We start from the raw sequence: 12266 nt of genomic DNA, 5'->3' as shown, positions 1-12266 counted from the left end.
TACTTGCTATCTTCAAAACATTTGTTTTTTTACAGCGATGGAAAACACGCCAAGCCAGATCACAAACCACCTGCGTCAGGATATCGGCAGGATGCCTTCAGCCCTGCAAGCGGCGGCCAAGTACATTGTCGATCATCCCGGAGATTTCGGCCTCGACCCAATCCGCACCACCGCTAACAAAATCGGGGTCAGTTCGAACGTACTGGTTCGATTGGCGCAGCGTTTAGGTTTTGACAGTTTCGAAGCTTTTCGCTCCCCCTTCCGCGACGCATTGGTGACCGACCGGGAAAGCGAACTGGGGCAGGATTGGCTGACCACCCTGCGGACCGAGGACGCCTTCAGCAATACGCAAGCCAAGCTGGCACAGAACGAACAGAACGTTGTCGCCCGATCTTTGCGCTTGATGAAACCTGAAAAAGTTCGCGAGTCTATCGCGTACATGACCCATTCCAGAAGGTGTTTTGTGACTGCGACGCGGGCCAGTTATGCGTTGGCCTACTACTTTTCGTATACAGGACGTATGGCCCATCCGGGTATCCAATTGGTGCCGCGCCACTTTGGATCTGCTACTGACGATCTGCTGGATGCCGACCATCAGGATTGTCTGCTCGCCATCACTGTTCACCCTTACTCCGCGGACACCATTCAGTCGATGCGGTTCGCAAAACAAAGAGGCTTGCGCCTTATTCTCATCTCGGACAGCGACGTTATTGCGCCCGGAGTTGAGCCTGACATTGCTTTCACTGTTAGCACGCGTGCCCTACACCCGTTTTCCTGCTTTACCGGCGCAATGGCCGTTCTCGAATGCCTGTTAGGCCACCTTTTCGACGCGGGGGGCGACGCGGCCCGACAGCGCATAGACGCCTATCAAAAAGCGAGAGAGGACACCGGAGCTTATTGGCAGCCTTCCAAGCCGCCTAGGCTTCGTCGTACGTGAAAAGCCCCGACGCGCGGCCGGGGCTTTAACTACATGGTGGCTTACATGCAGGCGGCAACAGCGCGTTTTGTCATGACCCCAACAAGATGCGCACGGTATTCTTTGCTGCCATGCAGGTCCGCGATCATGTTGGCTGGATTGATCCGAAGATTCATCAGCGCGTCCGCCCGGAACTCTTTGTTCAATGCATCTTCCGCCTCGGACCAACGGAAAACCCCGTCCTCGCTTGCGCCTGTGACGGCAACACGGACACCATCCTCAAACCGTGCCAGAAAAACCCCGACCAGCGCAAAACGCGACGCTGGCTGCAAGAACTTCTGATAGCTGGCCGCCTGTGGCACCGGGAAACGGACCGAGGTGATGATCTCTCCTTCATCGAGCGCAGTCGAGAACATACCGTCAAAGAAGTCATCCGATGCAATCTGTCGGTTGTTGGTGACGACGGTCGCGCCGGACCCCAAAACCCCCGCAGGATAGCAAGCCGCCGGATCGTTATTGGCGATCGATCCGCCAAGGGTGCCCCGGTTGCGCACCGCTGGGTCACCAATCTGCCCGGCCAACGCTGCCAGCGCCGGATAGCTACCCGCAGCCTCGGACGCGACTGTCGCATGGGTCGTGGCCCCACCAATCGACACCGAGCCATCATCATTGACGCATACGCCCTGCATCTCGGCAATCCCGCTCAGTGAGACCAATGCCGAAGGCGCCGCCAATCGCTGCTTCAGCGTCGGGATCAGCGTCTGTCCACCCCCCAATGCCTGAGCATCCTCTGCCGCCAACGCAGCAACCGCATCGGCAATGGTCGAGGGCTTCTCAAACTCGAAATTGTACATTTCGTTTTCCTTTCCGAAAGGCGCAGATCCGCCCTTCATCTGGCTGTAAATATCTTGGGGGTCCGGGAGCTGCCCCCCGGTCCGCCCTCTCCACTCAGCTATTCATCGCAGCCCAAACGCGCGACGGGCTCATCGGCATGTCGATGTGATCGACCGCCTTGCCACCCGAGTTCAGCGCATCCAACACAGCGTTTACCACAGCAGGCGGAGACCCAATTGCACCGGCCTCACCACAGCCCTTCACACCCAGAGGGTTATGCGTGCAGGGTGTCTGGCTGGAATGGTCGACCTCGTAGAACGGAACGTCATCGGCCCGCGGCATCGCGTAATCCATATAGGAGGCGCTCAGCAGCTGGCCATATTCGTCATAAGCGCAGTTCTCCAACAGAGCCTGACCGATGCCCTGACCGATCCCGCCATGCACCTGACCGTCAACGATCATCGGATTGACTATGTTGCCAAAGTCATCCGCTGCTGTGAACTTTTCGATGCTGACCTGACCAGTTTCCGGGTCCACTTCGACCTCACAGGCATAGGCTCCTGCCGGGAAGGTAAAGTTGGCCGGGTCATAAAAGGCGGTCTCTTCCAGCCCAGGTTCGACTTCCAGCGGATAATTGTGCGGGACATAAGCGGTCAAGGTCACATCGCCCCAAGCCACCGACTTGTCGGTGCCTGCCACGCTGAATTGGCCGTCCTTCAACTCAATATCCGCCTCGGACGCTTCCAAGAGGTGCGCCGCGATCCGCTTGGCCTTCTCGATCACCTTCTCGGTCGCTTTGACCATGGCCGAGCCACAAACCGCTAAAGACCGAGAGCCATAGGTGCCCATTCCGAACGGAATCTTGGATGTATCGCCATGCACGATCTCAACCATCGACTCGTCGATACCGACCATGTCGGCCACGACCTGCGGGAAGGCGGTCTCATGCCCCTGCCCGTGGCTATGCGCGCCGACCATGACACTGATCGAACCGGTGGCGTTTACCCGAACGGTTGCCGCATCGTATAGACCCGCGCGGGCCCCCAACATGCCGACGATGTTCGAAGGGGCAATACCACAAGCCTCAATATAGCAATTGATGCCCAGACCGCGCAGCTTGCCTTTGGCCTCGCTTTCGGCACGCCGCGCTGCAAAGCCTGCCAGATCGGCGGCAGCCTCCAGCTTGTCCATTGTCCCATTGTAATTTCCAGTGTCGTAAGTCAGCGCCACAGGTGTGTCATAGGGGAACTCGGTGATGAAGTTCTGACGACGCAGCGCTATGGGATCGACACCCAACTCGCGCGCGGCCTTGTCTACCACTCGCTCCAACTGGAACGTCGCCTCGGGGCGACCGGCGCCGCGATAGGCGTCCACCGGCACCGTGTTGGTGAACATCGCCTTAACGTTCACCTGAATGACCGGCGTCTTGTAGTTACCCGCCATCAGTGTGCCATGCAGCCAGGTCGGAACCGAGCTGGAGAAGGTTGAAAGATACGCGCCCAGGTTGGCGTAAGTGTTGGTGCGCAGACCGATGAAGTTGTTGTCCGCGTCCAGCGCCAGTTCGATGGTGCTGACATGGTCTCGACCATGGGCATCCGACATGAACGCCTCGGTCCGGCTAGACGACCACTTGACCGGACGGCCACAGGCCTTGGCAGCGAAGGTACAGAATGCCTCTTCCGCATAGTGAAAGATCTTAGTGCCAAATCCGCCGCCCACATCCGGAGCGACCACGCGGACTTTGTGCTCGGGCAACCCCAGCACGAACGCGCACATCAACAACCGGATCACATGCGGGTTCTGCGATGTAGTATAGAGAGTATACTCATCCGTCCCGCGCTTGTACTCGGCCACGGCGACGCGTGGTTCCATCGGGTTGGCGACCAAGCGGTTGTTTACCAGATCCAGCGTGGTCACATGAGCCGCATTGGCGAACACCTCGTTGACCTTGGCGTCGTCGGTTTCGCCCAGCTGCCAGTCATAGCAGATGTTGTTTTTTAAATCGTCATGAACCAGCGTCGCGCCATCCTGCGCAGCGGCTTTCATATCCATGACGGCAGGCAGTTCCTCAATATCGAGATCTATCGCCTCGGCAGCGTCGCGGGCCTGCTCCAAACTGTCGGCCACAACAGCTGCGATGGGATCACCCACATGGCGGACCTTGCCTTGTGCCAAAATGGGGTGCGGCGGTTCCTGCATAGGCGCACCGTGCTTGTCGGTGACTTCCCAACCGCAAGGCATCCCTCCCACGCCTTCGAAATCTTTACCGGTGAACACTTTCACCACACCAGGCATGCCTTCAGCCGCCGAAGTGTCCACGGATTTGATCCGGCCATGCGCGATGTCGGATCGCAGAAAATGCACATATGCCTGGCCATGTACGTTAATATCGTCGGTGTAATTGCCCGCTCCGGTCAGAAAGCGTACGTCTTCACGCCGCTTGGAACTGGCTCCGATGCCACTGTCTTTGGGCATTGCTTGTTCTCCTCCCATAAACGGATGCTGGTGCACCCTTTGTCATCCCACGGGCGTCTCCTCTTACGCCCGCAGTGGCATCATTCAGCAGCGATGCTACTGACGTCCTGACCGGATGCGGCCATGATCGCTTTGACAATGTTGTGATACCCGGTGCAGCGGCACAGGTTGCCTTCGAGGTACTTACGAATCTCGGCCTCGGTCGGGCGCGGATTATCCTTCAGCAGCGCTGCTGCGCTCATCACCATGCCCGGCGTGCAGAACCCGCATTGCAGACCGTGATGATCCTGAAACGCCTGCTGGATCGCGTTCAGCGAACCATCCGCGTTCGCCTGACCTTCGATCGTGCCGACCTCGGCCCCATCAGCCTCTAGCGCCAGCATGTTGCAGGATTTGACCGCCTCACCGTTCACGTGCACCACGCACGCGCCGCATTGCGCGGTATCGCAGCCCACATGGGTTCCGGTCAGTGACAGGTGATCACGCAGAAAGCTGGACAGCAGCGTCCGGCCCTCGACATCACCGCTCACGGATTTTCCGTTCACGGTCATTGAGACCTGTGTCATATGTTCCTCCCAAAATGAAACTCTCCCTGCGCAGAGTTAAACACGGGAAAATTTGTTTGAGAACAAAAATATTTAGCGAGTGAATTGGTCAGGTCACTTGGTCAGTCTTCATAGGTATAACGTTGGCTCAGGAAGGCAAATTATCGCCGCGATGCTCTGGGCTGCGGTCGGGTCGGGATTTCCTTGAGCAGCCCGCCGACGCCCATCCCGGCAATATCTGCAGCGCCGGTTCTGATCCCACACGCAACACGCGACAGCACCCAGTCTGCCCCATTCAGTGCGGGAGACCGCGCACATCCTGGCAACCCGATCACCGGTTTCTGCCCCAGCGACCCTATGAACAGCAAATTGCCCGGATCGACCGGCATGCCGAAACGGCCCACCTGTCCGCCCGCGGCACGCACCGCCTCGGGGGCGACGTCCATTTCGTCTGAAGTGGCCGAGCCAGTGAGGATCATCACTACATCCCCTTTCGTTTCGGCAACTGCGGTCGCAAGTGCTTCGGTCTGGTGAGGGACGATGCGCACGTCGGGCATCTCCATTCCCAAGGCCTCGACACGGCCACGGATTGCTGCGATGCCCTTCTCATTTGGCGGCCCGCCAGGAATATCAGTCACAACCAACCCGGCCTTGCGATAGATAGGTGTAGCTAGACGAACAGCCCCTTGCGCCAGTCGGGAGGCTTCAAGAACATCACCACCCGGAACGGCGTAGGAAATGACCTTGATCGTAGCGACCATACTACCCGCACCCATCTGCTGATATTGCGGCACGGTGGCGACGGTAATCATCGGATTGACCAGATTGAACGCCTCCAACGCGGCGACGTCCAGAACGGCGACGCCCGGCCCGTCCGCCAGCAAGTTCACACGACCGGTTACCGGCTTCGTCACCCGCAACGCAGCAGCGGAGGGATCAGGAACCAGAGCCTCGGCCAGCATCTCGGCTGCTTTGTCTTCGTGGCAATCGCCCGGCTCAAGCCGGGCAACCGTGACGGAGCTGTATCCTGCTGCGGCCAGTTGCTCCTGATGCTCGGCGGTAAGGCTGATGCCCTTGCGCAACTTTTTGTCACCGGCCTGCACAGAATGCGCGAGGATGGATCCTGCTGCCTGATCAACGGGAACCGAGCCGAACTTCACGCCTTACCTCGCAACACCGCTGTCATTTGCGCCAGAATAGCCACTGCAATTTCTGACGGGCCCGCTGCACCGATATCAAGGCCTATCGGGCCGTGGATGCGCGCGATTTGGGCCTCAGTAAAGCCTGCCTCTTTCATCCGGGCCACCCGCTTGGCATGGGTGCGCGTTGAGCCCAACGCGCCGATATAAAACACCCCGGCCTGCAAAGCGGATTGCAGTGCCGGATCATCCAGTTTGGGGTCATGGGTCAACAGAACCACGGCAGTGCGCGAATCCATTCCAAGCTTAGCCACGGCCTCGTCCGGCCAGTCGGTCAGGATCGTCTCACCGGGAAAGCGCTCGTTTGAAGCAAACGCCTCACGCGGGTCCACGATGGCAGGGTCATATCCGGCGATCCGCGCCATCGGAACCAGCGCCTGCGCGATATGCACCGCACCAACAATGATCAACCGTAGCGGAGGGTTATGGACCGCAACGAAGGTCTGGCCGTCCTCTTCGAACCCCGAACGGTCCATGCGCAGCCTCTCCGGATAGGCATTGCGGCGCAAGGCCCGGTGGCCGGTTTCGATATTCACTTCATAAGCGACAGGTTCACGCCGGGCGCGAGCTTGGACCAGTTCGCGCAACATGGGTTCAGTCAGTACCTTACCCACCGGCTCAACAAGAACACGGATCGTGCCGCCACAAGCTAAACCCACAGCAAAAGCGTCCTCGTCGCTGACGCCGAACTCCAGCAGGCGCGCTTCGCCTTCATCGATCGCCTCCAGTGCCTCGACCACGACCGCGCCCTCGACGCAACCGCCCGAGACAGAACCCTCGATGCGACCATCCCCTCCGATAACCAGCTGAGCACCAACCCGGCGTGGGGCGCTACCCCATGTCTCAACCACCGTGGCCAATGCGGTCGGTTTGCCGTCGCTATACCAACGCAGTGCTGTTTCCGGGCTGTCGTCGAATCTGTCCATGGAACCCTCCGGGCGCATTCTGCCCCAACATAAGCAGGTTTGGCGGGATGAAAAGGAACCTCTGCTCTCAACAGCTGGCGCAGGTGTGAAAAAACGATGTGTCGGCTCGATTTAGCCCGGACTTTCGCAGTTTACGCAAAGGATTGATTGTCCATGAACCTGATTCTAGCCTACATGCGCAACTGGTGCATTCTGGTATGCGCATATTACTTTTTCATAAGGGAGACAGAACTTTGAAACGCATTTTTTCACTTGGAATGGCAATCGGCCTGCTGGCATCAACGGCAGTGAGCGCGGATACGTTCTTGCGTTATGGAGAAGTCGAAGGATGGAAAGTCTTCATCGATCAGGATAAGAAATCCTGCCTGATTGAGGCTGTGGACAGCGCCGAAAATGTGGTTCAGATGGGCCTGACCGAGGATCGCGGTGTCGGCTATGTGGGCGTCTTCACCAAAGCCAAGACAGACATCAAACGCGGCGAGAAGGAAGCCGTGGCGATCCTGTTGGGCGACAACATCTATCTGGGCGAAGCCACCGGCATGAAAGGCAACATCACCAAAGGCTATTCCGGCGGGTACGTTCTGTCAGATGACCCTCAGTTCGCGGACGATATCGCCAAGCAGAAAGTTATGGTCGTGTTCCCCGAGAAGGAATTTGCCTTCACCGTCGATCTGACCGGCACCTACAAAGCCATGGAAATGGCGCGCAAATGTAATGAAGAACAGCTGAGCTAATATTCACCCCGAAAGCGCGGTCATCAGCCGCGCTTTCTCACCCACATCGTCGGGTTTCGAGATAACGGCAGCCAGATCCTCGAGAGACGCAATCGAGTGCCCCGCGCGGAAACTGTCGACATGCGGCAGCATCGCAGCAACGCCTTGCGCCTTGGGCGCGAAGCCATCCCAACGCAACAACGGGTTGAGCCAGATCAGACGGCGCGCCGACAGGCGCAGCCGCTCCATTTCTTTCCCCAGCGCCTCGGGGTCACCCCGGTCCAGCCCGTCCGAAATCAGCAGCACCACCGCTCCCTGCCCCATGACCCGGCGAGACCAGTCGCGGTTAAAAGCGTGCAGGCATTCGCCAATCCGCGTGCCACCCTCCCAGTCCTGCGCCTCGGCCCCAGCAGCGGCGAGCGCCGCGTCCACGTCGCGCTGCTGCAAGTGCCTAGTGATGTTGGTCAAGCGTGTGCCGAAGGTAAATGCATGCACCTTGGCCCAACCGGCCCCTTTGGCATTAGAAACAGTGTGCAAAAAGTGCAGAATGATCCGGCTGTACTGGCTCATTGACCCCGAGATATCGCAGAGCACCACAAGATTAGGCCAGCGCGGTCTAGGTTTGAGCCGTGCAATATCGCGCATCTCACCGCCCTGACGCATCGCGGCACGCAAGGTGCGAGCACGGTCGATCCGGTGACCCAGATGGCTGGCTTGCCCCCGGCGGGAGTCGATGGGTTTCACCGGCAGTGTCAATCGTGCCAGCGCACGCTTCGCCTGCGCGATTTCGGCTGTGCTCATCTGCTCAAAATCCAGGCTTCGCAAGCGTTCTTCGGAGGATGCCGTCTGCGAGGCATCAATCTCCAACTCTGTCTCATCTTCTTGCTCCACTGCTTCGGGTAAATCGCGCTCCACCCCGTCCAGCAAAGCCTCTGCCGCGCGTTTTTCGGCAGCATCGACTTTGCGCTCCTCCTGCACACCCCGGATTGCGGGCAGCATCATGGACATCATATGCTCGAGATACCGCGGGTCGCGCCAATAGAGACGAAAGACTTGCGCGAAAACAGTACGATGTTCCGGGCGGCTCACGAAACAGGCATGCAAGGTCCAGTAGAAATCCCGCTTTTCCGTAAACCCGGCCGCCTGTACGGCTCGGATCGCGTCAACGACCCGCACGGTTCCGATTGGAAGACCTGCCTTCCGCAATGCACGCGCAAAATGTGTGATGTTCTGCGCCAGCTTCGGGTCATCGGGGATATGCAGCGGGAGTTGTTCCGCCATCAGGCCGGTTCCAGATCCGCCTTCGCCTCGTCTAGAATCCGCTTTGCCTCGGACCCCTGAAGTTTCTGAATGTCGTCCTGGTATTTCAGGATCGCTCCCAGAGTATCTCCAATCACCTCGGGGCTGAGGTTGATCACGTCCAGCGCCAGTAGGCATTTGGCCCAGTCAATGGTCTCGGCCACGCCGGGCTTTTTGAACAGGTCCTCGGTGCGCAGGCGTTGAACGAAAGCAACCACCTCGCGGCTGAGCGCCTCGGCCGCTTCAGGGGCACGGGCGTGTAGGATTTCGATCTCGCGGTCGAAATCCGGGTAATCTACCCAGTGATACAAACAGCGGCGTTTCAGCGCGTCATGCACCTCACGCGTGCGGTTCGAGGTGACTATTACGACGGGCGGCTCGGCGGCTTGGACCGTACCCAATTCGGGGATGGTAACCTGAAAATCGCTTAAGGCTTCCAGCAGGAATGCCTCAAACGGTTCATCTGTGCGGTCCAATTCGTCGATCAGCAGAACAGGTGCACCGTTTTCGTCCGGGCGCATCGCTTGCAGCAGTGGGCGTTCGATCAGGTAATCGTCCGAGAACAGTTCATCCTGCAATGCACCTCGGTCGGCCCCGCCGGATGCTTCTGCGGTTCGGATCGCTACCATCTGCGCAGGGAAATTCCATTCATACACGGCCGATGATGCGTCCAGCCCTTCGTAGCATTGCAGCCGGATCAGGCGTCGGTTCAGCCCTGCCGCCAGTGCTTTGGCAATCTCGGTCTTGCCGACCCCGGCCTCTCCTTCCAGAAACAACGGTCGTCCCAATTTCAACGACAGGAACACGACGGTCGCCAGAGCCCGGCCGCAGACATAGCCCTGCGCGCCCAGCATTTTTTGAACGGCGTCAATAGAATCTGGCTGTGTCATGTATACCTCTCTCCCTCGCCACAACAGGTCACGGCAACGCGCGTGCGTCAAGACTGCTGTCTTTCCGGGACTTACGGCGTTCTGATCCGTTGACAAGGTCTTTCCCGCGCGCGGCCTGTGTGCTAGCGGAGGCGCCATGACCGATAGCATCACGATCCGCCGCCCCGACGACTGGCACTTGCACCTGCGCGATGGCGCGATGTTGCAAGCCGTCCTGCCCGAAACTGCGCGCCATTTCGGTCGCGCAATCATCATGCCAAACCTCGTGCCACCCGTTGTGCGCGGTGATCAGGCCGCGGCCTATCGCGACCGCATCATGGCCGCCCTGCCCAACGGTATGACGTTCGAGCCGCTGATGACGCTGTATCTGACCGAAGACACCGATGCCGAGGACGTGGCCGCCGCCCATGCCAGCGGGTTGGTCAAAGCGGTGAAGCTCTACCCCGCGGGGGCGACGACCAACTCAGCCTCGGGTGTGCAGGACTTCAACAATGTGCGCCGGGTGATGGATAAAATGGCCGAGATCGGCCTGCCTCTGTGCGTCCATGGCGAAGTCACCGACCCCGAGATCGACATCTTCGACCGTGAGGCTGTGTTCATCGACCGCGTGTTGGATCCAATCCGCAAGGCTACTCCGGGCCTGCGTGTGGTGATGGAGCATATAACGACGCGGGACGGCGTGGACTATGTAAAAGCCAACGAAACCGATCTGGGCGCGACCATCACAGCGCATCACCTGATCATCAACCGCAACCACATCCTGGTTGGCGGGATCAAACCGCACTACTACTGCCTGCCTGTCGCCAAACGCGAGGAACACCGTCTGGCGCTGCTGGCCGCTGCGACCTCGGGCGATGCGCGTTATTTCCTCGGCACAGACAGCGCGCCGCATACCGATGACAACAAGGAAATGGCCTGCGGTTGCGCCGGGTGTTTCACCGCGACGAACACTATGTCTCTGGTGGCCGAGATGTTCGACCGCGAAGGCGCCTTGGACAAGCTGGAAGGGTTCGTGTCACTGAATGGGCCGGCGTTCTATCGTCTGCCGGTGAACGAAGAAACGATCACTCTGACCAAGGGCGCCCCCGTCGAATACCCAAACAAGATTGAAACCGGCGACGGACCAGTGACGGTGTTCGAGCCCGGATTCCCGCTCCACTGGCGTGTGGTTTAGTCCGCCAGTACCTTAGCCAGATCGCGGGCGCGGCCACCGGTGCGCAGCATCGACCAGATCGCGTCCGCCTCTTCACTTCCGATCAGCTTGTTGGCCTTTCCGCGCACACGGTCCTCGCGGTCCGATAAGGTCATGGGTGCCAACAAGTCATGCGTCGCCTCTAGCCGCGCGCCGTCTCGGCGCAGCAAGGTCAGATGAGCCTGCGTTTCTGACAAAGTATCGTCAACCTCAACCGCGACTCGGTCCCGCAACGACTTCAGACGCACATCGGCGCAAACCTTTTCCGAGTAACTGTCGGGTAGCGCCGTGTCATAGCCAAGCGCCTGCATGGCGATCACAGTCCGATACGAAAACTTGGCGCCCAGCCCCGTTGTAGGAGACATCTGGTTACACACGCTCATCCAGCGAGGATTGGTTTTCACTTTGATCTCGGCCACTTCGGGTTCCGCAATATCCAGATTACGCGCCGCCTCAAGCGCGGCGTGCAGACCATGGCAACAGGCATGGAACTTGTGGCTGACGTTTTCGAACAGCCATTTCTCACCCAATCCGTCCAATGCTGTTTGAGCGTCTCCTTCACCCTTGTGGGTCGCACCAAAACCGTACTGCCCTTCCAGCGCACCTCTATTGGGCTCAAACCCTTTGGCGACCAACAAAGCGGCCTCAACACCAGCAGAGGCCGCAAGACCTGCATTATACGGTTTTCCCATCGTCCCGAACTGTGCCTTGAGCCCCGCTGCGCGGGTTGCTGTCAGACCCAGAACTTTGCACATCTGATCCGTGTCAAATCCGAGAATACGCCCCGCTGCCACTGCAGCTCCAAACGCACCAGCTGTCGCAGTTTGATGGAATCCACCTTGGTAATGGCTGCGGCCCAGCCACAGGCCGACACGGATCGAGGTCTCCATGCCCACCAGAGCTGCTTCAAGGAAATCGACCAATATGCGATCGTCCCATTCGCTCAGCGCCAAAGCAGCAGGCAGAACCGCAACCGACGGATGTCCGATATAGGCAAAATGCGTGTCGTCATAGTCCAGTGCATGAGACACCGTGCCGTTGACCAATGCCGCCCCACGCAACGGGGCAGCCCCGCCACCAAACAGATGGGCCTGCGCCGCACCGTCCTCGCTCAATACAAGGTCGCGAACAGTTTGTGAGACTGGCTCGTCAACTCCGGCCCGCCCCACGGCGATCCAATCCAGAACGGACAGAGAAGTAACGACCCGCGTTTGCAAAGTCGTCTCGACAGATCCTGCAGCGAACGCGGCCAAAGATGTGGAAAATTCGCTCATGGG

Annotated in this window: 11 protein-coding genes; 3 read left to right on the top strand and 8 right to left on the bottom strand. The window is 59.0% G+C overall.

The window, feature by feature from the left end:
• The first annotated feature begins 91 nt into the window (after positions 1–91).
• Complete coding sequence (locus ABLN94_RS08705) at positions 92–937, top strand: MurR/RpiR family transcriptional regulator (RefSeq protein WP_352991623.1); 846 nt, start codon at positions 92–94, stop codon at positions 935–937.
• A gap of 41 nt (positions 938–978) precedes the next feature.
• On the opposite strand, the gene ABLN94_RS08700 is transcribed toward ABLN94_RS08705, so the two are convergent.
• The 5 genes from ABLN94_RS08700 to ABLN94_RS08680 all read right to left on the bottom strand — a co-directional run bounded on the left by ABLN94_RS08700 (position 979) and on the right by ABLN94_RS08680 (position 6895).
• A complete protein-coding gene (locus ABLN94_RS08700) occupies positions 979–1770 on the bottom strand; it encodes an FAD binding domain-containing protein (protein ID WP_352991621.1) in 792 nt (263 codons plus the stop codon).
• Positions 1771–1864: 94 nt separating this feature from the next.
• Entirely contained in the window at positions 1865–4225 is a 2361-nt protein-coding gene (locus tag ABLN94_RS08695; RefSeq protein WP_352991620.1) for a xanthine dehydrogenase family protein molybdopterin-binding subunit, read from the bottom strand.
• An 80-nt stretch (positions 4226–4305) separates the two neighbouring features.
• A complete protein-coding gene (locus ABLN94_RS08690) occupies positions 4306–4791 on the bottom strand; it encodes a (2Fe-2S)-binding protein (RefSeq protein WP_352991618.1) in 486 nt (161 codons plus the stop codon).
• 140 nt (positions 4792–4931) lie between these two features.
• Entirely contained in the window at positions 4932–5930 is a 999-nt protein-coding gene (locus ABLN94_RS08685) for a molybdopterin-binding protein (RefSeq protein WP_352991616.1), read from the bottom strand.
• Positions 5927–6895, bottom strand: a complete 969-nt coding sequence (locus ABLN94_RS08680) for an XdhC family protein (RefSeq protein ID WP_352991614.1) — start codon at positions 6893–6895, stop codon at positions 5927–5929. Before ABLN94_RS08680 ends, ABLN94_RS08685 begins: the two co-directional genes overlap by 4 nt.
• A 233-nt stretch (positions 6896–7128) precedes the next feature.
• Between ABLN94_RS08680 and ABLN94_RS08675 the strand changes: the two genes are divergently transcribed.
• On the top strand, positions 7129–7629 hold the full coding sequence (locus tag ABLN94_RS08675) for a hypothetical protein (protein WP_170487368.1): 501 nt from the start codon (positions 7129–7131) through the stop codon (positions 7627–7629).
• A 3-nt stretch (positions 7630–7632) separates the two neighbouring features.
• Here the strand turns inward: ABLN94_RS08675 and ABLN94_RS08670 are convergent, their stop codons facing one another.
• A complete protein-coding gene (locus tag ABLN94_RS08670) occupies positions 7633–8889 on the bottom strand; it encodes a vWA domain-containing protein (RefSeq protein WP_352991613.1) in 1257 nt (418 codons plus the stop codon).
• Positions 8889–9797: an AAA family ATPase gene (locus ABLN94_RS08665; RefSeq protein WP_352991612.1), complete on the bottom strand. Its 909-nt coding sequence runs from the start codon at positions 9795–9797 to the stop codon at positions 8889–8891. Before ABLN94_RS08665 ends, ABLN94_RS08670 begins: the two co-directional genes overlap by 1 nt.
• Positions 9798–9933: 136 nt before the next feature.
• Between ABLN94_RS08665 and pyrC the strand changes: the two genes are divergently transcribed.
• Positions 9934–10971 carry a dihydroorotase gene (gene pyrC / locus ABLN94_RS08660; RefSeq protein ID WP_352991611.1) on the top strand — a complete coding sequence of 346 codons (1038 nt, stop codon included), beginning with the start codon at positions 9934–9936 and terminating at the stop codon, positions 10969–10971.
• Here pyrC and ABLN94_RS08655 read toward each other — a convergent pair.
• A complete protein-coding gene (locus ABLN94_RS08655) occupies positions 10968–12263 on the bottom strand; it encodes an MmgE/PrpD family protein (protein WP_352991610.1) in 1296 nt (431 codons plus the stop codon). The genes pyrC and ABLN94_RS08655 overlap by 4 nt on opposite strands.
• Between the last annotated feature and the right edge of the window lie 3 nt (positions 12264–12266).

The sequence above is a fragment of the Ruegeria sp. SCP11 genome, assembly GCF_040329455.1.
GTDB lineage: Bacteria > Pseudomonadota > Alphaproteobacteria > Rhodobacterales > Rhodobacteraceae > Ruegeria > Ruegeria atlantica_E.
The sequence above is the reverse complement of the archived record's forward strand: the minus strand, read 5'-3'. Positions and strand labels throughout refer to the sequence as shown.

Bases quoted from the DNA above. Each gene is read 5' to 3' on its own strand.
- ABLN94_RS08665 (WP_352991612.1), bottom strand. From the start codon at position 9,797: ATGACACAGCCAGATTCTATTGACGCCGTTCAAAAAATGCTGGGCGCG.
- pyrC (WP_352991611.1), top strand. From the start codon at position 9,934: ATGACCGATAGCATCACGATCCGCCGCCCCGACGACTGGCACTTGCAC.
- ABLN94_RS08705 (WP_352991623.1), top strand. From the start codon at position 92: ATGCCTTCAGCCCTGCAAGCGGCGGCCAAGTACATTGTCGATCATCCC.
- ABLN94_RS08690 (WP_352991618.1), bottom strand. From the start codon at position 4,791: ATGACACAGGTCTCAATGACCGTGAACGGAAAATCCGTGAGCGGTGAT.
- ABLN94_RS08655 (WP_352991610.1), bottom strand. From the start codon at position 12,263: ATGAGCGAATTTTCCACATCTTTGGCCGCGTTCGCTGCAGGATCTGTC.
- ABLN94_RS08695 (WP_352991620.1), bottom strand. From the start codon at position 4,225: ATGCCCAAAGACAGTGGCATCGGAGCCAGTTCCAAGCGGCGTGAAGAC.
- ABLN94_RS08700 (WP_352991621.1), bottom strand. From the start codon at position 1,770: ATGTACAATTTCGAGTTTGAGAAGCCCTCGACCATTGCCGATGCGGTT.
- ABLN94_RS08680 (WP_352991614.1), bottom strand. From the start codon at position 6,895: ATGGACAGATTCGACGACAGCCCGGAAACAGCACTGCGTTGGTATAGC.
- ABLN94_RS08670 (WP_352991613.1), bottom strand. From the start codon at position 8,889: ATGGCGGAACAACTCCCGCTGCATATCCCCGATGACCCGAAGCTGGCG.